This window comes from Humibacter ginsengisoli, assembly GCF_054780095.1.
The window spans coordinates 621,135-641,954 of record NZ_BAAGWZ010000006.1 but is presented as its reverse complement, the minus strand read 5'-3'; the positions used below and the strand labels follow the sequence as shown (position 1 = coordinate 641,954).

15 protein-coding genes and 2 riboswitches are annotated in these 20,820 nt (G+C 66.7%); of the genes, 9 read left to right on the top strand and 6 right to left on the bottom strand.

The window, feature by feature from the left end:
- Window positions 1-13: 13 nt before the first annotated feature.
- Window positions 14-763 (bottom strand): NUDIX hydrolase, encoded by a 750-nt coding sequence (locus ACYVI5_RS11270; RefSeq protein WP_460580591.1) that lies wholly within the window; start codon window positions 761-763, stop codon window positions 14-16.
- Between the two features lie 124 nt (window positions 764-887).
- Window positions 888-987: riboswitch (glycine riboswitch) on the top strand.
- Between the two features lies 1 nt (window position 988).
- Window positions 989-1,089, top strand: a riboswitch (glycine riboswitch).
- Between the two features lie 83 nt (window positions 1,090-1,172).
- Between ACYVI5_RS11270 and gcvT the strand changes: the two genes are divergently transcribed.
- From gcvT to gcvP, 3 genes are all read left to right on the top strand, one after another.
- Entirely contained in the window at window positions 1,173-2,396 is a 1,224-nt protein-coding gene (gene gcvT / locus ACYVI5_RS11265) for a glycine cleavage system aminomethyltransferase GcvT (RefSeq protein WP_460580248.1), read from the top strand.
- Between the two features lies 1 nt (window position 2,397).
- A complete protein-coding gene (gcvH, locus tag ACYVI5_RS11260) occupies window positions 2,398-2,784 on the top strand; it encodes a glycine cleavage system protein H (protein WP_460580247.1) in 387 nt (128 codons plus the stop codon).
- 143 nt (window positions 2,785-2,927) lie between these two features.
- A complete protein-coding gene (gene gcvP, locus ACYVI5_RS11255; protein WP_460580590.1) occupies window positions 2,928-5,774 on the top strand; it encodes an aminomethyl-transferring glycine dehydrogenase in 2,847 nt (948 codons plus the stop codon).
- A 171-nt stretch (window positions 5,775-5,945) separates the two neighbouring features.
- Here gcvP and ACYVI5_RS11250 read toward each other — a convergent pair whose 3' ends face one another.
- Window positions 5,946-6,827, bottom strand: a complete 882-nt coding sequence (locus ACYVI5_RS11250; protein WP_460580246.1) for a hypothetical protein — start codon at window positions 6,825-6,827, stop codon at window positions 5,946-5,948.
- 310 nt (window positions 6,828-7,137) lie between these two features.
- Entirely contained in the window at window positions 7,138-7,962 is an 825-nt protein-coding gene (locus ACYVI5_RS11245; RefSeq protein WP_460580245.1) for a CPBP family intramembrane glutamic endopeptidase, read from the bottom strand.
- A gap of 282 nt (window positions 7,963-8,244) precedes the next feature.
- Between ACYVI5_RS11245 and ACYVI5_RS11240 the strand changes: the two genes are divergently transcribed.
- The 3 genes from ACYVI5_RS11240 to ACYVI5_RS11230 all read left to right on the top strand — a co-directional run bounded on the left by ACYVI5_RS11240 (window position 8,245) and on the right by ACYVI5_RS11230 (window position 12,888).
- Window positions 8,245-10,005 carry an ABC transporter family substrate-binding protein gene (locus tag ACYVI5_RS11240; protein WP_460580244.1) on the top strand — a complete coding sequence of 587 codons (1,761 nt, stop codon included), beginning with the start codon at window positions 8,245-8,247 and terminating at the stop codon, window positions 10,003-10,005.
- A 176-nt stretch (window positions 10,006-10,181) separates the two neighbouring features.
- On the top strand, window positions 10,182-11,714 hold the full coding sequence (locus tag ACYVI5_RS11235; RefSeq protein WP_460580243.1) for an ABC transporter permease: 1,533 nt from the start codon (window positions 10,182-10,184) through the stop codon (window positions 11,712-11,714).
- 55 nt (window positions 11,715-11,769) lie between these two features.
- Window positions 11,770-12,888: an ABC transporter permease gene (locus tag ACYVI5_RS11230; protein WP_460580242.1), complete on the top strand. Its 1,119-nt coding sequence runs from the start codon at window positions 11,770-11,772 to the stop codon at window positions 12,886-12,888.
- A 23-nt stretch (window positions 12,889-12,911) separates the two neighbouring features.
- Here ACYVI5_RS11230 and ACYVI5_RS11225 read toward each other — a convergent pair whose 3' ends face one another.
- Window positions 12,912-13,541: a PH domain-containing protein gene (locus ACYVI5_RS11225; protein WP_460580241.1), complete on the bottom strand. Its 630-nt coding sequence runs from the start codon at window positions 13,539-13,541 to the stop codon at window positions 12,912-12,914.
- Between the two features lie 140 nt (window positions 13,542-13,681).
- On the opposite strand from ACYVI5_RS11225, the gene ACYVI5_RS11220 reads away from it, so the two are divergent.
- The 3 genes from ACYVI5_RS11220 (at window position 13,682) to ACYVI5_RS11210 (ending at window position 18,268) form a co-directional block, all read left to right on the top strand.
- Window positions 13,682-15,592, top strand: a complete 1,911-nt coding sequence (locus tag ACYVI5_RS11220) for an ABC transporter ATP-binding protein (RefSeq protein ID WP_460580240.1) — start codon at window positions 13,682-13,684, stop codon at window positions 15,590-15,592.
- Between the two features lie 187 nt (window positions 15,593-15,779).
- Window positions 15,780-17,690 (top strand): translational GTPase TypA, encoded by a 1,911-nt coding sequence (gene typA / locus ACYVI5_RS11215; protein WP_460580239.1) that lies wholly within the window; start codon window positions 15,780-15,782, stop codon window positions 17,688-17,690.
- A 137-nt stretch (window positions 17,691-17,827) separates the two neighbouring features.
- Complete coding sequence (locus tag ACYVI5_RS11210) at window positions 17,828-18,268, top strand: hypothetical protein (RefSeq protein WP_460580238.1); 441 nt, start codon at window positions 17,828-17,830, stop codon at window positions 18,266-18,268.
- Between the two features lie 4 nt (window positions 18,269-18,272).
- Here the strand turns inward: ACYVI5_RS11210 and efeB are convergent, their stop codons facing one another.
- Both efeB and efeO read right to left on the bottom strand, forming a co-directional pair.
- Window positions 18,273-19,583, bottom strand: a complete 1,311-nt coding sequence (gene efeB / locus ACYVI5_RS11205; protein ID WP_460580237.1) for a Dyp-type peroxidase — start codon at window positions 19,581-19,583, stop codon at window positions 18,273-18,275.
- Window positions 19,580-20,803, bottom strand: coding sequence for an EfeM/EfeO family lipoprotein (efeO, locus tag ACYVI5_RS11200; protein WP_460580236.1), 1,224 nt, complete (start codon window positions 20,801-20,803; stop codon window positions 19,580-19,582). The genes efeB and efeO overlap by 4 nt, the downstream gene beginning before the upstream one ends.
- Window positions 20,804-20,820 lie beyond the last annotated feature (17 nt).

Below are 20,820 nucleotides of genomic sequence, written 5' to 3'. Positions count from 1 at the left end.
CCGGTGTACGTCGTCACGGGGGCGGCAGCGGTCCGTTGTCGGCGAGGTCGACGGAACCGCCGTAGCGGTAGAGCTTGGGCGGCCGGTGCCGGGTGCCGGTGAGTCGCTCGCCGGTGTCGACGAGCGTGTCGGATGCCTCCATGGCCCTGCGGAAGTTGGCAGGGTCGAGAGGCCTGCCGAGCACGGCCTCGTGCACCTCGCGCAGCTGGGCAAGCGTGAACGTCTCACCGAGGAGTGCGTGCGCGATGCGGGAGTACTCCATCTTGTTGCGCAGCCGCCACAGCGCATACTCGACGATCACGTTGTGGTCGAAAGCCAGCGGAGGCAGCTCGTCGGCCGGGAACCAGCGCACGTTCTGGCCGACCGTCGCCCTGGCGGCCTCGCCCGAGCCGACGAGCGCCCAGTACACGATCGAGACGACGCGGGCCGCATCGGAAGTGCTGGCAGGGGAGCGGTCGGCGTCGCCGAACGCGTAGAGCTGCTCCAGGTAACGGGGCGCGAGTCCCGTGGTATCGCCGAGCGTGCGGCGTGCGGCATCCGACAGTCCCTCGGTCACGTGGAGCGGACCTCCTGGCAGAGCCCACCGACCCTCGAACGGCTCGCGGATGCGTCGGACGAGCGGCAGCCACAGCGTCGGAGCTGAACCTTCAGCGCCGAACCGATCGTCCGCCCGCAGGGCGAAGATGACCGTCGAGACCGCGAGCTCGACATCGGCGCCGGATGCCTGTGCTCGTGCGGCGGTGCCGCCTGCGTCCGTGTTCATGGAGTTCGTCATGAGAGTAAAGGTTCGATTGACCTGAAGTAATCATACACCTTGTGGTGTGGATGACTGGAACTCACCTTCAGCGAGGGCGATAGGCTGAGCGCACAACAGAAGATCGGGCCACACGGTCGATGCGGGAGAGTCCGCGCGGGTCTTCCCGCAGCGGGCACCGAAGGAGCAATCCTCCCCGACAATCTCTCAGGTACCCCTACCGCGTCGAACTGGCCGCTCTGGAGAGCAGTCCGAGGTATCAGCCCGGGCTCGCCCACGGTGAAAGGTCCGCGACCGCGGGCCGAATCTCTCAGGCATTCAGTGACAGAGGGGGAGTTCTCACGAGACGTGTCGCATGACGCGTCCGTCCTCGACGGGTGACCCCCAGGTTCCCAACGCGAACAGATTCGGAGAACTCATGGCCCAGCCCTCTTCACAGAAGCAGGCTTCGTCTCAGAAGCTATCGCCCCTGAACGATGCGCACATCGCCGCAGGCGCGAGCTTCACGGACTTCGCCGGCTGGCAGATGCCGGTGCGGTACTCGAGCGACCTCGCCGAGCACCACGCGGTGCGCACGGCTGCCGGACTGTTCGACCTCTCGCACATGGGCGAGATCGTCGTGCTCGGGCCGCAAGCCGCCGATGCACTCGATCATGCGCTCGCCGGACGCCTGTCGGCGCTGCAGCTCGGGCAGGCGAAGTACAGCCTCCTGCTGAACGAGCGGGGCGGCATCCTCGACGATCTCGTCGTCTACCGCACCGGCGTCGACCGGTATCTGGTGGTGGCGAACGCGGCCAACCGGCAGACCGTGGCGGAGGAGCTGACGAAGCGGTCGGCATCCTTCGAGGCGGATGTCTACGACGAGTCGGACGACATCGCGCTGATCGCGATCCAGGGCCCGCGCGCGCTGGAGATCCTGCAGAACGTCGAGGGACTCGGCATCGAGGCGGGAGACCACGTTCCCGAAGACCACGAGGAGCCCGACGTCGAGAATGCGCTCGCCGGCCTGAAGTACTACCGGTCGCTGTCCGGCACGTTCCAGGATCATCCGGTGCTGATCGCCCGCACCGGCTACACCGGCGAAGACGGCTTCGAGCTCTATGTCGCGCCCGACAATGCGCCTGCCCTGTGGGAGGCGTTGCTGGAGACCGGTGCGGGAGCAGGACTCGTGCCCGCGGGTCTCGCCGCCCGCGACACGCTGCGCCTGGAGGCGGGCATGCCGCTCTACGGGCACGAGCTCACAGCGGGAACGTTCCCGTCTCAGGCAGGGCTCGGTCGCGTCGTTGTGCTCGACAAGCCAGGTGATTTCGTGGGCCGCTCTGCGATCGAGCGGGGCGCGGCGCCGGATGCCCGTGTGCTCGTGGGTCTGGAAGGCGCCGGCAAGCGCGCGGCCCGCGCCGGTTACGCACTGTATGCGCATGCGGCGAGCGAGGCCGAGGCCGGGCCGGCTGCCGGCCAGGACGCCCCGATCGGCGAGATCACCTCCGGTGCGCTCTCGCCCACGCTCGGGCATCCGATCGCGCTCGCCTACGTGGATCCGGAGTATGCCGACGTCGGCACCGAACTCGATGTGGATGTGCGCGGATCGCGCATCCCGTTCACCGTCATCACCCTGCCCTTCTACAGCAGAAAGAAGAACTGACATGGCCGTGCCCACCGATCGTCGTTACACCGCAGAGCACGAATGGGTGCTCGGTGACGGCGACACCGTCACCGTCGGCATCACCGAGTACGCGGCCGAGAAACTCGGCGACGTCGTCTTCGTCGACCTGCCGGCAGCGGGAAGCGACGCCGCCGAGGGGTCGGTCGTCGGCGAGATCGAGTCGACCAAGTCGGTCGGCGAACTCTTCGCGCCCGTCAGCGGCGAGGTGCTCGAGGCCAACCAGGCGGTGATCGACGCGCCCGAACTCGTCAACTCCGACCCGTTCGGCTCCGGCTGGCTGCTGAAGGTGCGCGTGGCCGACGCGTCGCGGCTGGAGGATCTGCTGGATGCCGCCGCCTACGCAGCGCTGATCGGCGACGCGGAGTGAGCGCCGGTCCCCACGAGCACGGCCCGAGCGAGCACGGCCCCAGCGAGCATGACCAAAATGAGCAGAGCGCAGTGAACGGAACCGGAGCCCGAAGCACCTTCGCCGACCGCCACATCGGTCCGGACGCCGAAGCCACGCGTGGCATGCTCGACGCCCTCGGCTTCGACTCCGTGCACGAGCTGGTGCGCACGGCCGTGCCCAAGGGCATCCAGCTGCCCGCAGATGTCGACCTGCCGAACCGGTCACTGCCCGTCGAGGGCGTGAGCGAGCGCGACGTCCTGACCGAGCTTCGGGCGCTCGCCTCCGGCAACCGCGTGAACACGTCGTTCCTCGGGCTCGGCTACTACGGAACCGTGACCCCCGCGGTCATCCAGCGCAACGTGCTGGAGAACCCGAGCTGGTACACCGCCTACACGCCGTACCAGCCGGAGATCTCGCAGGGGCGCCTCGAGGCGCTCATCAACTTCCAGCAGATGGTGTGCGACTTCACCGGCCTCGACATCGCCAACGCGTCGATGCTCGACGAGGGCACGGCTGTTGCAGAGGGGATGCTGCTGGCCCGCCGAGCATCGCGCGCGAAGTCCAGCGTCTTCCTCGTCGACTCGGATGCCTTCCCGCAGACGCTCGCGATCCTGCGCGGTCGCGCAGCGGCGGTCGGCATCGAACTCGTCGAGCTCGACCTCGCCTCAGCGAACCCGGTCGAGTTGCCCGAGGCGTTCGGTGCGTTCATCCAGTACCCGTCCGCCTCGGGCTACATATGGGACCCGTCGCGCGTCATCGACACCGTGCACGCCGGTGGCGGCCTCGCAGTCGTCGCCGCGGACCTCCTCGCACTGGCTCTGCTCAAGGCTCCTGGCGAGCTGGGTGCCGACATCGCGGTGGGTACGACGCAGCGATTCGGGGTGCCGATGGGCTTCGGCGGCCCGCACGCCGGCTACATGGCCGTGCGCAAGGGTCTCGAGCGTCAGCTCCCAGGCCGCCTCGTCGGCGTCAGCCAGGATGCTGCCGGCAAGCCCGCCTACCGGCTCACGCTGCAGACCCGCGAGCAGCACATCCGTCGCGAGAAGGCCACCAGCAACATCTGCACCGCCCAGGTGCTTCCGGCTGTGATGGCGTCGATGTACGCGGTCTACCACGGGCCCCGCGGCATCCGCGCGATCGCACAGCACGTGCACGCGAACACGGCGTTGCTGGCCGACATGTTGGTGCAGCGCGGTGTGCACGTGTTGACCGATTCCTACTTCGACACCATCCGGGTTGGTGTCGACGACGCGAACGCCGTCGGAGGCGCGCTCCACGCCGCCGGCATCCTGGCGAACGTCGTCGACGAGACAACGCTCTCGTTCAGCATCGACGAGGCGAACGTCGACGACATACAACGCATCGTCGGCGTCGTCGCCCCTGGGGCGCCGCAGGAGCGGCTCGGCAACGACCACGAGCCGGAGCCTGGCGTGCGGCCGGCACGAACGTCCTCGGGCATTCGTCGCTTCCCCGAGCACCTGGCCCGCACGAGCGAGTACCTCACGCACCCCGTCTTCTCCTCGTATCACTCCGAGACGGCGATGATGCGCTACCTCAAGCTGCTCGCCGACCGCGACTACGCGCTCGACCGGGGCATGATCCCGCTCGGATCGTGCACCATGAAGCTCAACGCCGCCACCGAGATGGCCGCCATCACGTGGCCGGAGTTCGCGGCGATGCATCCGTTCGCCCCCGCATCGGATGTCGGCGGCTACCTCGACCTGATCGCCCAGCTCGAGACGTGGTTGGCGGAGCTCACGGGCTACGACACCGTCTCACTGCAGCCCAACGCGGGCAGTCAGGGCGAGCTCGCGGGTCTCTTGGCGATCCGCGGTTACCACGATGCCAACGGCGACGCGCACCGCACCGTGTGCCTCATCCCGCAGTCCGCGCACGGCACGAACGCCGCATCGGCCGTGCTCGCCGGCATGCGGGTGGTCGTCGTGGCGACGGATGCCGCGGGCAACGTCGATCTCGACGACCTGCGCGGCAAGGTGGCCCAGCACGCCTCCGAACTCGCCGCCCTGATGATCACGTACCCCTCCACGCACGGCGTGTACGAGCACGACGTCGTCGACGTGATCGACGCCGTGCACGCCGCCGGGGGACAGGTGTACATCGACGGCGCCAACCTCAACGCGCTGCTCGGCTTCGCCCGTTTCGGCGACTTCGGCGGGGATGTCTCGCACCTCAACCTGCACAAGACCTTCTGCATCCCGCACGGCGGCGGTGGCCCCGGCGTCGGACCTGTTGCGGCGAAGGCCCATCTCGCGCCGTTCCTGCCCGGGCACCCGCTCATGCAGTCGAACGACCATGTGGGATACGCGCACGATGGCGCACCCGTCTCTGCCGCGCCGTACGGGAGCCCGAGCATCCTGCCGATCTCCTGGGCGTATGTGCGCATGATGGGAGCCGAGGGCCTCGCTCGTGCGACCGGTGCCGCCGTGGTCTCCGCGAACTACGTCGCGGCGAGGCTCCGCGAGCACTACCCGGTGCTGTACGCGGGCGAGCGTGGTCTGGTGGCGCACGAGTGCATCATTGACATCCGTCCGCTCACGGATGCCACGGGCGTCACGGTAGACGACGTCGCCAAACGCCTGATCGACTACGGATTCCACGCGCCGACCATGAGCTTCCCGGTCGCGGGTACTCTCATGGTGGAACCGACCGAGAGCGAAGACCTCGCCGAGCTCGACAGGTTCGTCGAGGCGATGATCTCGATCAAGGCCGAGGCGGATGCCGTTGGTGCAGGTACCTACCCGGCCGACGACAACCCGCTGCGAGGCGCCCCGCACACCGCGGAGTCGGTCGTGGGGGAGTGGACGCATCCCTACACGCGTGAGCAGGCGGTGTACCCGGTTCCGGGCCTCGTGCGCACCAAGTACTGGCCGCCGGTGCGCCGCATCGACCAAGCCTGGGGCGACCGCAACCTGTTCTGCGCCTGCCCGCCGCCTGAAGCGTTCGCTTAGCGAACCCCTCAGGCGGCGGGATCCGCTGCACTGCTTGCTGGCAGGCGCCTTCGGCGCGCGAGGTGTTCGCGTAGCGAACGCCTCAGGCGGCGGGAACCGCCGCTGTGCTTGTGTGCCTGAGATCGCCGCACTGTGCCGAGACCGGGGAGCTGTGCGCCGGTTTCGGCGCGATCAGTCGGTCTCACCCGATTTCGTGGCCTCGAAGGATCGCGGGTTGTGCGTGAGCGTTGCAAGAAGCGAGACATTCCGCTGGCGCACCGGTCGGAGCCCGGCAGCGCGAAGTTTGCGGTCCAGCGATTCGTAATTCAGGACGTCTCCCCAATCCCACCGAGCGAATCCGCCCTCGTGCCGGCGCAGACGGTCTTCGCGCGTCTTCTCCGCAACGAACTGAGCTTTCGCCGCCTCTGCATCGTCGGCGTCGTACTTCCCGTAGCCATCCGCCTCACCGATGATTCGCTGTAGACGCCAGTAGAAGTCGACGCGATCATGCGCGTTCTCGTAGTTGAACCGCACCTGCAGTTCTGGCCGTTCGTAGCCCAGCCAGTCGATGGCCGCGCGGCTGGCCGACTCATTGGGCGACTCGGCATCCGGCGTCGCTTCCCCCAGTACCCAGCGCAATTGACGCCGACCGCGACGGCTGGACAGGAGCTCCGCTCGCTCGAGAAGTTCAGATGTGGTCACCAACCCCTGGTGCAACGCGGAATCGGCCACTGCCAGTGCGAACGCAGGGGGCAGGACGAGCCCGAGATCCACCACAGTGTCGGGCATGGCAGTCGTCACGATCCCGCCAGACGTGTCGAGGCTTCGCTCGTCACGGAAGGCGTGCACAGCGACACCGCCGTCGACCGACATTGCGCCGGAGCGGCCGATCACGTGAACGTGCCGCGGCTCGCCGAATACGGGCCCTCCACGGAGGGCGCCGGCAGACTCCAGACAGAAGACAGGATCGTGCAGGGCTCGTTGGACCGCGTGGATGCGAGCGATGTACTTCTCCCATGGAGCTAAGGCGCTCCAAAGGTCGCGCCGCGCGTAGACACCCGGATGCACGCGCACGAGAGCTCGATCGCGGTATGGGGTGCTTCCGCTGAGCCTCTCCCGCGCGACGACCAATGGAATGGGGCAGGGAACCGGGCCGGGCATCCCTCCATCGTGCTCGAACCGATTGGCGCAGTGGCAACGAACGCATTATCGGTGGAAAACTCGCCCGAGTCGCTGTCTCGAAAGCTCCCACCCACACTCTGCGTGCCAGCCTGAGACCGGTCGATCGTGCTGAGACCCACGCATAATGCCGCGAGCTCAGCTCAATTCGCCGGTCTCACCGGCGTCGCGGAGCTCGGCGATTCGCAGGGCTCGACGCCTCGCGTCACTTCGAGGGGCCGAAGACGGTCGGCCACAGCGCGACGGCGAGCGGGTAGCCCACGAACGACACGATGTCGAGCAGGCTGTGCGCAACCACGAGTGGCGCCGTGCGCCCCCACCGCCGATAGCACCACCCGAACACGATCCCCATCGCCGCGTTGCCGAAGAACGGCCCGATGCCCTGGTACAGGTGATAGCTGCCTCGTACGAGCGCGGACGCGACGATCACCCACCACGAGTTCCACCCCAGCTGCTTGAGGCGCGTGAACAGGTAGCCGATCATGATGATCTCCTCCTGCAACGCCGCGCGCACAGCGGAGAGCAGCAGAACGGGCACCGTCCACCAGTACTGGTCGAGCGGAGAGGCCTGCACGTCGACCGTGATACCGATCGCGCGACCCACGGCGTACAGGCCGAGCCCCGGTACACCGATCACGGCCAGCAACAGCGCGCCACCACCTAGGTCGCGCCACGGCCGCGACCAGTCCAGGCCGATGCGCCGGAAGCCGCTTCGCGCCGGCTGCCACAGCAGGTACACGGCGAGCGCGACGGCCATCAGCGAGAAGCCGATGTCGAGCACCTGATACGTGAAGTCCACCCACGGTGTCGACGACTGCGACGGATTCAGCTGCGCGCTCTGATCCTTCAGCGGGGTGGGAGCCGCGAGCCGTTGAACGATCGTGAAGATCGAGTACACGGCGGACTGCCCGAGCGACAGGCCGAGAACGATGCCGACTTCCCACCACAGGCGCGCGCGATCGCCGCGTTCCGCCACGACCTCGAGGGAGAAGGATGCCCGTGGCAGCCGCACGTCGCCCGCCTCGCCCATGCCAGTCATCCTGTCACGACGCGCGCGGGCGCCGGGCGAGGTTCGCGCGCTGATATCGGAGATAGTGAGCAATGCTCGAGATTGCTCAAATGTTGCAATCCGCGCCGGAAATCCGCGGCGAACCGGAAATAGACGCCCGAATCGCGCTTCCACGGTCACTACCTCGTAACGGTTGCGCCCGTGGGTTTTGTGCCGCGCCGCAGAGGTGTCTATCTTCGTTGCTATCTCGTGCGCGTCGACATACCCCTGTTCGTCGTGCGCAATTCCCAACCAGGAGGAACATTGAAGATCACGCGAAAGCGTCTGCGTCCCGTAGTGGGTGCCGTCGCGGTCGCCGCCGCCGCAGGGCTTGTGCTCTCCGGCTGCACGACGAGCACGCCTTCGAGCGAGGCATCGTCCGGCGGAAAGACCATCACGATCGCACAGGTCAACGAGGTCACGTCGTTCAACCAGGCGACGCCGCAGGGCAACCTCGACACGAACGGCGTCATCAACTACCTGACCCAGCCGCAGTTCTTCACGCTGGACCAGAAGTTCAACGTCGTGCCCAACACCGACCTCGGCACGTACAAGAAGCTCAGCAACAACCCACTCAAGGTCGAGTACACGCTGAACAGTGACGACAAGTGGTCGGACGGCACGCCGATGACGGCCGACGACCTCATGCTCGGCTGGGCGACCACGTCGTGCTACTACGACTCGTCGACGCTGGACGACAACGGCAACGTCGTGAAGGGAACCCAGTACTTCTCGACCGCTGCCGGTTGCGTGTTCAAGACGGATCTGCCGAAGATCAGCAACAACAACCACACCATCACGTTCACCTACAAGCAGCCGTACGTGGACTGGAACATCGTCAACCCGATCCAGATCCCGGCGCACGTCGTCGCGGCTGAGATCGGTGTCTCGACCAAGGACCTGACCAACGCGTTCCTGAAGACGCCGGCCGGTGACCCGTCGAACCCCGCTCCCGCCAACCCCACTCTGGAGAAGGCGGCGAAGTTCTGGAACACCGGCTTCGATGCGACGTCGCTCCCGAAGGACAAGAAGCTCCTCGTCTCCGGCGGCCCGCTTGAGGTTTCCGCGTGGACGCCGAAGCAGTCCATGACCCTGGTGCCGAACAAGTACTACAAGGGCAAGCACGCCGTGAAGTTCGGCAAGCTGGTCATGCGCTTCATCGGTGACGCCAACGCGCAGGTCACCGCTCTCCAGAACGGCGAGGTCGACGCGATCCAGCCGCAGGCATCCGCCGACACGCTGAAGGCGCTGAAGGCCGCATCCGGGGTCAAGACCATCACGGGTGACCAGGTCGCGTACGACCACCTCGACCTGAACTTCAAGTCGCCGGTGTTCAGCGACCCGAAGGTACGCGAGGCGTTCCTGCTCACGATCCCGCGCCAGGACATCCTGAACGCGATCATCACGCCGATCAACCCGAAGGCGAAGGTGCTCGACTCGCAGATCTTCCTGCCGTCGCAGGCCGGATATGACGAGACGGTCAAGCAGAACGGCTCCAGCGAGTTCGACAAGGTCGACATCGCCAAGGCGAAGCAGCTCCTCGCGGGCAAGACGCCGACCGTGAAGATCCTGTACAACACGGGCAACCCCAACCGCGTGGACTCGTTCCAGGCGATCCAGTCGTCTGCTGCCAAGGCCGGCTTCAATGTGGTCGACGGTGGTTCGCCGCAGTGGAGCTCGCTGCTCCCCGGTGGCGCTTACGACGCATCGCTGTTCGGTTGGATCAACCCTGGCGTGGGCAACGCGGCACTGCCGCAGCTGTTCCAGACCGGCAACGGGTCGAACTACAACAACTTCAACATTCCCGAGGCGAATACGCTGGCCAACCAGTCGCAGACGACTCTGGACCCGAAGAAGCTGCAGTCGATCAAGTTCCAGCTGGACAAGATCGCCTTCACCAACTTCTACGGCCTCCCGCTGTTCCAGCTGCCTGGTGTCTTCGCCACCAGCTCGAAGCTCAAGGGCGTCGGCTGGTTCGGTGGTCAGACGGGTATCGTCTGGAACGTCTGGGATTGGAGCAAGTAGCTCTCAGGCTCGGACTGAAAGGCTAAGATCACTCAGTCGCGCGGGGCGCCGTGTCCATTGGACCGGCGCCCCGTCGCTGGGCCCAGCCGTCTCGGCGTAGTATCTGCAAGGCAGCCCGCGGCAACGACGCCGCGCATGCGTTCCCGCCTTGCGTGAATTAGAGGTTCTCCAAACGAATGGTGAGTTACATTGCGAGACGCATTGGCGTCTCGATCCTGGTCTTCATCGCCGCGTCGTTCATCATGTATGTGCTCGCGGCCAACTCCGGTGATCCGCTACAGGATCTCGAAGGCAGCAATTCCCCCAACAAGCAAGCCCTCATCGAAGCCCGCATCCACACGCAGCACCTCGATCTGCCTGCCCCCGTTCGTTGGCTGCTCTGGCTCGGGGGCGTCGCACGATGCGTAGTTCCCGTCGGCGGTGGCTGCGATCTAGGAACGACGTTCCAGAACCAGGCGGTCACCCAGCTCCTGCCGCAGGCGACTCTGGCGACGATCCAGCTCGTCACGCTGGCCTTCGTGCTGGCCGTCGTTCTCGGCGTTGCGCTCGGCATCATCACGGCGCTGCGTGCCTTCAGCGGCTTCGACTACTCGATCACGCTCGTGAGCTTCTTCCTGTTCTCGTTGCCGTCGTTCCTCATCGCGGTGCTGCTGAAGAGCTTCATCGCGCTGGGCTACAACAACTTCCTCGCGGATCCCACGCTGTCGCCTCTCGCACTTGCCGTCTGGGGCATCGTGGTCGGCCTCGTCGTGCAGCTCGTTGCCGGCGGCAACTTCCGGAAGCGCGTGATCACCTTCCTCATCGCAGGCGCGGTGACCGCGCTCATCCTGTGGTACATGTCGGTGACCCAGTGGTTCATCAAGCCGTCCTTGGGGCCAGTGGTCGTGATCATCTTCTGTGCGGCGATCGCCTACGGAGTCGTCGCGCTCCTGGCGGGCACCCGCAACCGCAAGGCGTGGATCACCGGCGGCATCACAGCGGCGATCGCGATCGCCTGTTACTTCGGGCTGCAGTGGCTGCTGAACATGTCGAGCTTCGGCACCCTGATCATCCTCGCCGTCGTGGCGATCGGAGTCGGCCTGCTCGTCGGATTCTTCGTCGGCGGTTACGACCGTGGCCTGATGATGCGCATCGGCGCGCTGACGGCGTTCCTCACCTCGGGCGTCGTCGTGCTCGATCGTCTGATGCGGTCGTGGCCCGCGTACATGGATCTCACCAACGACCGGCCGCTGGCCACCGTGGGCGCTGGCACACCTGGCCTGAACGGCGACGTGTGGATCACCGGTCTCGACACGTTCACGCACTTCCTGCTGCCGACCATGAGCCTGCTCCTGATCAGCTTCGCCGGCTACACGCGCTACTCGCGGTCCGGGATGCTCGAGGTGCTGAACCAGGACTACGTGCGAACCGCGCGGGCGAAGGGTCTGCCGGAACGGACGGTGATCGTGCGCCACGCGTTCCGCAACATGCTGATCCCCATCACGACGCTCGTCGCCACCGACATGGGAGCGCTGCTGGGCGGCGCCGTGATCACGGAGTACATCTTCAGCATCAGCGGCATGGGGCAGCTCTTCATCGCCGGCCTGTTCCGAACAGACGTGAATCCGATCATGGGCTACTTCATCGTGGTCGCCATCACCGCCATCACGTTCAACTTCCTCGCCGACCTGACGTACTCGGCGCTCGACCCTCGGGTGCGTGTGCGATGACCGGGGCGAGCATTCAGCGGAAGCTCACGAGACTTCTGGCCGCGGAGGTGGCCGCATGAGCACTATTCAGGGAAATCTGCCCGAGCCCGGAGTGAGCGACGGCTTCGAACTGGCCGAGACCGAGAAGACCGAGAAGGGCCAGAGCCAAGGCCGGATCATCTTCCGGCGCTTCCTGAAGAACAAGGTTGCGGTCGCTGCGCTGATCGTCTACGTGGCGGTTCTGGTGTTCTCCATCTCGGCCATCGGTCTCGGACCGATCCACGGATGGTGGCACTACACCTACACGCAGCTCAACCCGCAGGTCAACCAGGGTGCACCCACGCTGCAGCTGTGGCCGTTCAGTCTCGGCGAGCATCCGTTCGGACAGGACCGCATCGGCAAGGACTACTTCGCCCTGACCATGCGCGGCATCCAGAACTCGGTTCTCGTGATGGTCGTGCTCGGTGTCGTCGCCACGGTCATCGGTGTCATCGTCGGCGCCATCGCCGGCTACTTCCGGGGCTGGGTCGACGCGGTGCTGATGCGCATCACCGACATCTTCATCGTGATCCCCGCACTCGTGATCGGCGCCATCGTCGGACGTACGGCGGGTGGTCTGGGCGCTCTGGGCCTCGCAGTGCTCCTCGCCTTCGTCTCCTGGATGGTGATCGCCCGCCTCGTTCGAAGCGAGTTCCTCGCGCTTCGCGAGCGGGAGTTCGTGGAAGCCGCCCGGGTTGCGGGCGCCTCGGATGCGCGCATCATCTTCCGGCACATCCTGCCGAACGCGATCGGCGTCGTCATCGTCGCGTCGACCCTGTTGATCGCCGCGGCCATCCTTCTCGAGACCGCGATCAGCTACCTCGGCTTCGGCATCAAGCCGCCGGACTCGTCACTCGGTCTTCTGATCAGCCAGAACCAGAGCGCGTTCACCACCCGCCCGTGGCTGTTCTGGTGGCCTGCGTTCTTCATCGTGCTGCTCGCGCTCTGCGTGAACTTCGTCGGAGACGGTCTTCGCGAGGCCTTCGACCCGCGTCAGCAGCGCTTCAGCCTGAAGCGCACGCGTGAGCCGGAGCCGACCGAGGAAGAGGCAGCGCAGGCGCAGGCAGCGGTCGCTGCCGCCGAGCCGCCGGTGAGCGGAGGAGCATCGACGGGTTCCGGGGACGGATCACCGGGCAGCGGGACCGGTGCCCGATGACCGTTCTGTCGACCCGGATCGACTCAGAGCACGAACACGAGCACGGTGGCGACCAGCAGGGCGGCCATGACGCCGTTCAGCCACCAGTGCACACGGACGTCGACCGGCGTCGCGTCGGCGATGCCGGCGTCGATGCGTCCGGCGTCGCGCAGACGCGCCCATCGTTCGCGGATGAGGTAGGCCGCCTGGCCCGACTCGCTGGCGATCAGGTCTCCGGGCCGGATGCTGCCGTCTTCGCTGACCGGCGCCATCTCGACACGGCCCCGTTCCTGCTTGCGTGCCGCCATGGCCGCTCCGGTGCGACCGGGAGCCGGAGCCGACCAGACGCTGTAACGGTGTCCAGGGGTGAAGAGCGTGAGCGCGAACTTGGTGTCGATGTGGATGAGCGCCGGCCACGGAACGGTGATCGTGCGGAAGACATTGATCACTTGGATGCCGCCGTCGTCGATCCGGAGGCTCGGACGCCACAGTGCCACCCATGCCAGCAGAGCGACCAGGGCGACCGGAACGATCGCGAAGGGATCGCGCAGGCTGCCGTGGATCCATACGTAGCCCACCAGGACGAAGACGTCCAGGGCCCACACGATGACCGCGAGCACGCGGTTGAATCTCGAAACGAAGACATCACGGTCGACGGCCGCGGAAGAATGCATGGATCCATCGTGGCAGCATCCGCTTACGCTTCCGTGCACGTGCCGCCCGCGACCCGCGCTGCACGACGACTCGCGTCGCGGCCCACCGGCCGTGCACGACTTGGAATACGGCCCACCGGCCGAGAAGGGGCCGCCGTCTGATGGCACCGGAGAACAACACCCCCGTTCTGCAGGTCTCCGACCTCAGTGTCGACTTCGCCGTGGACAACGTCTGGGTTCCCGCGGTCAAGAAGCTCAATTACTCGATCAAGCGCGGCGAGGTCATGGCGCTCGTCGGCGAGTCCGGCTCGGGCAAGAGCGTCAGCTCGATGTCGGTGCTCGACCTGCTCCCGCCGAACAGCCGGGTCAGCGGATCGATCAAGCTGAACGGACGCGAGCTCCGCGGTCTGCCGCCGTCGCAGATGCGCGGCATCCGAGGCAAGGACATCGCGGTCATCTTCCAGGAGCCGATGACCGCCCTGAATCCGGTGCTCACGGTCGGGTTCCAGATCGTGGAGACCCTGCGCATCCACTACGGCATCTCGCCGCACGAGGCAAGGGAGCGAGCGATCGAACTACTGGGGCTCGTCGAGCTGCCCGATCCGCTCAAGGCGTTCAACTCGTATCCGCACCAGCTTTCCGGTGGCCAGCGGCAGCGCGCCATGATCGCCCAGTCGATCGCCTGCGACCCCGGCCTTCTGATTGCCGACGAGCCGACGACGGCGCTCGACGTGACGGTGCAGGCCGAGATCCTCGATCTGATCCGCAACCTGAGCGACAAGCTCGATTCCGCGGTTCTGCTGATCACCCACGACATGGGTGTGGTGGCGGACCTCGCCGACCACGTGGCGGTCATGCGGCGCGGTGAAGTGGTCGAGGCTGGGCCGACGCTGCAGATCTTCCGCGAGCCGAAGCATCCGTACACGATCGCCCTGCTGGATGCTGTCCCGCACCTCGGCCAGGGCGCCGAGGGTCAGGAGATCGACGTCACCGTCGCGTTGGCGGCAGCCGCGCTCGCTGAGGACGACACCCCGACCGGTCTGCTCGAGCAGATCGAGGTGAACGAGCGCGCGCTCGAGGAGGCTCGCGAGGTCGCGGCCGAACTCGACACCCGCGAAAAGGTCCTGGAGTTCAAGAACATCGTCATCGAGTACCCGGGACACGGCCGTGTGAAGGCGTTCCGGGCGATCGACGGGGTCGACCTCACCGTGCACAAGGGCGAGGTGATGGGTTTGGTCGGCGAGTCCGGGTCCGGCAAGACCACGCTCGGCCGTGCCGCCATCGGGCTCCTGCCGGTGACGGCCGGTGAGCTCAACGTCACGGGGGTGAACCTTTCGACGTGGAACCGCAAGCGCGTGCGGCAGGTACACAAGAACGCCGGCATCGTGTTCCAGGACCCCGCTTCGTCGCTGAACCCGCGCATGACGATCGGCCAGTCGATCGGGGAGCCGCTGCTGCTGGCGAAGGGTCTCAAGGGCCGCGCCCTGGAGAAGGAGGTGCAGGGCCTGCTTGACAGCGTGGAACTGCCCACCGCATACCGGTCGCGGTACCCGCATGAGCTCTCCGGCGGGCAGAAGCAGCGCGTGGGCATCGCGCGCGCCATCTCGCTTCACCCCGAGCTGCTCATCGCCGACGAACCGACATCCGCTCTCGATGTCTCCGTCCAGGCGACGGTGCTCGAGCTGATCAAGAACCTGCAGGCCGAGTTCCAGTTCGCCTGCCTGTTCGTCACGCACGACCTCGCCGTCATCGACGTGCTCGCCGACCGCATCGCGGTCATGCACCTCGGCCGTCTCGCCGAGGTGGGGACGCGCGACGAGATCCTGCGGAATCCGCAGGACCCGTACACGCAGCGTCTCATCGCGGCCGTTCCGCTTCCCGACCCGGAAGTGCAGCGGGAGCGGCGCGAACTGCGTGCGCGCATCCTCGCGGCCGGCAGCGACGAGTACGACAACAAGGCGCTTCACCCGGAGGCGGGGGAGTACGCGGAGCCGCAGCAGTACCCTGCAGCCGCGGGATACGGCGGAGGCGGGGAGGAGCCCGAGCCGGACGAGAAGCGTCCCACCGACTGAGCGGATGCCCGGGCGCTCCCTGACGGGGCACTCGGGCATCCTCCGGTAGACTCTCAGGGGCGGGGTTCTCCCGCCCCTTCGTCACGCCCGCCCGCACCGAGTGCGTGAGGCGACGCATCCGACTTCGGCTTGGCCGCTGCGAAAGCGGTCAGGCATCCACTTCATCTCTGCACGCGAGGACTACAGCATGGCCATCCGCACCCGTGACGATCTGCGCAACGTCGCGATCGTCGCCCACGTCGACCATGGCAAGACGACGCTCGTCGACGCCATGCTGAACCAGACCCACTCGTTCGCCGAGCACGCACACGTCGAAGAGCGCGCGATGGACTCCAACGAGCTGGAGCGTGAGAAGGGCATCACGATCCTCGCCAAGAACACGGCGATCTCGTACAACGGCAAGCACGCGAACGGCACGCCGGTGACGATCAACGTGATCGACACGCCCGGCCACGCCGACTTCGGCGGCGAAGTCGAGCGCGGCCTCTCCATGGTCGACGGTGTGGTGCTGCTGGTGGATGCCAGCGAAGGGCCGCTGCCGCAGACCCGCTTCGTGCTGCGGAAGGCTCTGGAGGCGAAGCTGCCGGTCATCCTCGCGGTGAACAAGACGGACCGGCCGGATGCCCGCATCACCGAGGTCGTGCACGAGAGTCAGGACCTGCTGCTCGGCCTCGCGTCCGACCTCTCCGACGACGTGCCAGACCTCGACCTGGACGCGATCCTCGATGTGCCGGTCGTGTACGCATCGGGCAAGGCGGGCCGGGCATCCGCAGCCGAGCCCGCGAACGGCGAGCTGCCGGACAGCCCCGACCTGGAGCCGCTGTTCGACGCGATCCTCACGCACATCCCGGCGCCGACGTACGACGACGAGGCTCCACTGCAGGCGCACGTCACGAACCTGGATGCGTCTCCGTTCCTCGGTCGTCTCGCCCTGCTGCGCGTGTTCAACGGCACCATCAGGAAGGGTCAGACGGTCGCCTGGGTGCGCCACGACGGCGACGTGCACAGTGTGCGCGTAACCGAGCTGCTGATGACGAAGGCGCTGGACCGCTACCCGGCCGAGAGCGCCGGTCCCGGCGACATCGTCGCCGTCGCCGGCTTCGCCGACATCATGATCGGCGACACGCTCGCCGACCCCGATGACGTGCGGCCGCTGCCGGCGATCCACATCGACGAGCCCGCGATCTCGATGACGATCGGCACGAACACCTCCCCCCTGATGGGCAAGGTGAAGGGTCACAAGCTCACCGCTCGCATGGTCAAGGACCGGCTCGATCGGGAACTGATCGGCAACGTCTCCATCAAGGTGCTCGACATCGGGCGCCCGGATGCCTGGGAAGTGCAGGGGCGCGGCGAGCTGGCGCTGGCCATCCTGGTGGAGCAGATGCGCCGTGAGGGCTACGAGCTCACTGTGGGTAAGCCGCAGGTCGTGACGAAGAAGGTGGACGGCAAGACGTTCGAGCCGTACGAGCACCTCACCATCGACGCGCCGGAGGAGCACCTCGGCGCCATCACGCAGTTGCTGGCCGGCCGCAAGGGCCGGATGGAGTCGATGTCGAATCACGGCACCGGCTGGGTGCGCATGGAGTTCATCGTGCCATCGCGCGGCCTCATCGGATTCCGCACCGAGTTCCTCACGCTGACGCGCGGAACGGGCATCGCGAACGCGATCTCGCACGGCTACGACGAGTGGGCAGGACCCATCGTCACCCGCAGCAACGGCTCGATCGTGGCCGACCGGGCCGGCTCGGTGACGGCGTATGCGATCATCCAGCTGCAGGAGCGCATTACGTTCTTCGTGAACCCGACCGATGAGGTGTACGAGGGCATGGTCGTGGGGGAGAACTCCCGCGCCGACGACATGGACGTGAACATCGTCAAGGAGAAGAAGCTCACCAACATGCGTTCCTCCACGGCCGACACGTTCGAGTCCATGACGCCCTCGCGTCAGCTGACGCTCGAGGAGTCGCTCGAGTTCGCCCGCGAAGACGAGTGCGTCGAGGTGACGCCGGAAGCGGTGCGCATCCGCAAGGTCGAGCTGGACCAGCAGACGCGAGGCCGTGCCGCTGCCCGGCTGAAGCGGGAATCGCAGAGCTGAACCGCGAGCCGCCAGGCATTGCCGGCGCCGAGCATCCGTCAACCTTGAGGAATGCTTGGAATCGCGGATGACCTCGCACCGGGCCGCGCTACCTTACCGGTGTCGGCTCTCGCCGGCGTCGAGCACCTGGAGTCAGCATGATCCGCACCCGTCGTGCTCTGGTCGCCGTACCGCTCGCCGTGCTGCTCGCCTTCGGGTCGACCGCGGCGCTGTCGGGATGCAGCGTGCAGAGCATAGTGCGCAACGTGACGCATGGCCACGTCAACCTCGACGGCAAGTCGGTGCCCGCCGACTTTCCGAAGGCGGTGCCGCTGGCGCACGGCGACGTGGTCACTGCGGCCTCTGTCGGCTCGTCCGACGGCAAGATCTGGAACGTCACCATGAAGATCAGCGGCGCGGATCCGCTCGATGCGATCGTCGGTCAGTTCGCGGATGCCGGCTTCCGGCAGGATCTGAACAACCGCACCGACAAGGGCGGGACCGTCTCGTTCACGAAGGATCCGTACTCGGTGCTGGTCGTCATCGCCAAGGACTCCTCGAAATGGGTCGCCAACTATACGGTGACCGAGAAGAAGTAGCCGCCTACGCGAACAGGCTCTCCGCCAGGTAGTGTCCCGGCTCCGGCGCTGGAGGCACAGCGAACACAGCGGATCCGATGTGCGAGATGTACTCGTTGAGGCGGTCGTACGAGCCCAGCTTCTTCTGAAGGGTCACGAAGTTGCCCGGGTTGTTCGTGTAGGCGATGAACATGAGGCCGGCATCCAACTGCCCGAACTGGTTGATGCCGTCGGTGTAGTTGTAGGAGCGCCTCAGGATCTTGACTCCGCCGTTGTTCTCGTGAGCGGCCAGCGCAACGTGCGAGTTCTGCGCGATGACGTGCTGCCCGTTGGCGGTCTCGCCGAAGTCCGGGGTGTCGAACTCCTTCGTGCCGGTGAGCGGGGCGCCATCGGACTTGCTGCGGCCGAAGACGGTCTGCTGGTCGCCGATGCGGTCGGCATCCCAGATCTCGATGTTCATCTGGATCTTACGCGCGACCTGGTAGCTGCCTCCTGACATCCATCCGGCGTCGTCGCCGAGCCAGACGAAGTCGCGGTACTCGTCGTCGGAGCGGATGTTGCGGGTGCCGTCCTTGAAGCCCATCAGGTTGCGAGGGGTGGTCTGGTTTGCGCCGGCTGAGGCTCGGCCGAAGCCCATCACGGTCCACCGGGTGCTCACTGTGCCGCGGCCCATTCGGGCGAGGTCGCGGATGGCGTGGTAAGCAACCTGCGGGTCCTCGGCGCACGCCTGCAGGCTGAGGTCGCCGCCCGTGAGCCCCGCCTGCAGGTTGTCGCTGGGCAGTTCGGGAAGGGGTCCAAGCAGCTTCGGCTTCTTCGCAGTGAGCCCGAAACGGTCGTCGAAGATGCCGGGTCCGAGTCCGAGCGTGACGGTGAGGGCGTTGGGGCTGAGGTCGGCCGCCTCGCCGGTGTCCTGCGGCACGGCGCCCGGACGGGTGGGCTGCACGAGCCCGACCGGCTTGCCCTGCATGAGCTGAGCGATGCCGGCCGACCACCTCGCGAACAGGGACTCGAGATCCGTCGCCGTGCTGCCGGCATCCACGTCGAAGGTCATGTAGACGCAGTGCCGTTGCGGCTCGGTGCGGATGCCCGCCTGGTGCACGCCACCGTAGAACGGGTAGCTCAGCGTCGCATCGACCGCTTCACCCTGATCCTTAGGCGTCAGAGCCTGCGCGGCGAGTGTGCCGCCCACCCCGGCCAGTGCGCCCACGGCGAGGCCGCCGGCGCCCATCGCGAACAGGCCGCGGCGGCTCACGTGCGAGGTGGTCGCGTCGGCGGACGGCGTGGACTCGCCTGGCAGTACGGCGGGATCGGTGGCGGACTCGCGGTCGTCGGTCATTGCGCGGTGGCGACCTTCTCGGCGAGGCGGGAGAGCGGGTCCTGCAGGGCCTGCACCGCCTGGCTGAGCGTGTTCGCGTCGCTCACGCGGAGCTCGGCCGTGTAGGTCTTGTAGCCGCCAACGGCCGACGGGTCGCGGTAGGTGTCGAGCATCGCGTTCACCTTGTCGAACTGCGTCGCGATCTGCGAAGTGAGGCTCGAATCGATCTTCGTGAGCCCGGGCTTCAGATATTCGAATGCCTGCTGCGAGCCCTCGACGTTCGCGGCGAAGTCGGCGAGGTCGGTGTGGCTGTACGCCTCCTCCTCGCCCTTGATCTTCGACGACTGCACCTCTTCGAGGAGTCCCGCTGCGCCGTTGGCGAGATCTTCCGGCTTGTAGCTCAGCGACTTCGCGAGCCCGGCGAGCGTGGTGACGTTGTTCTGCAGTTCGGCGGCGAGCTGTTTGGTGCTGTCGGTGATCGCACCGTTCTGCCACAGGTCTCGCTCGATGGCGTGGAAGCCGTGCCACCCGACGGAGTCATCGAGGTTGGATGCCCGCATGTCGATCAGGTAGTCCAGGTTGCCGGCGTTGTCGTTGGCCTTCGTGCCGGGCAGCACGAACCCGTCGACATCGGACTCGATGCGCTCGTAGAACGGGCGCGCCTTCCCATACGCCTGCTGGGCCGCGGTCACGTCGCCGGAATCGACAGCGGACTTCAGGCTGGCGACACCCTGCACGAGGCCGGCGAGCTGGTCGTCGACGTATCCCGCATAGTCCGTCGCGCCCTGTTTCAGCAGCGTCTGCACGCTCCCCGTCTTCTGTGTCGCTGCCTTGCCCGTGACGGTGAACGCGATGTTCTCGTTCTTGCCGCCCGGGCAGTAGAGCGTGTACTTGCCACCGCCGAGGGTGAGCGTGAAGCTCACCGGCTTCAGGCCCGGTGCGAGGTTCTCCTTCTCGCCGATGATCCGCTGATCGCTCTGCAGCTCGACCTCGGTGATGCCCGTCGCGCTCTCGTTGCGCACGGTGAACGTGATCGGACCGGCCGGCGCCGAGGCGTGGTCCATGCTGCAGGCATCCGCCGATCCGTCGTTCGCCAGCGTGATCTTCACGTGCGACGCACCGGAAGCCGACGGCTTCGCGCCGCTGTCGTCTGCTGCGCACCCGGCGAGTAGGAGCGTGGCGCTCACCACCGCGGCGGCTGTCGCGCCGGCGCGGGCGCGACGACGGCTACTGGGCTGCATTCGTTGTACTCCAGCGG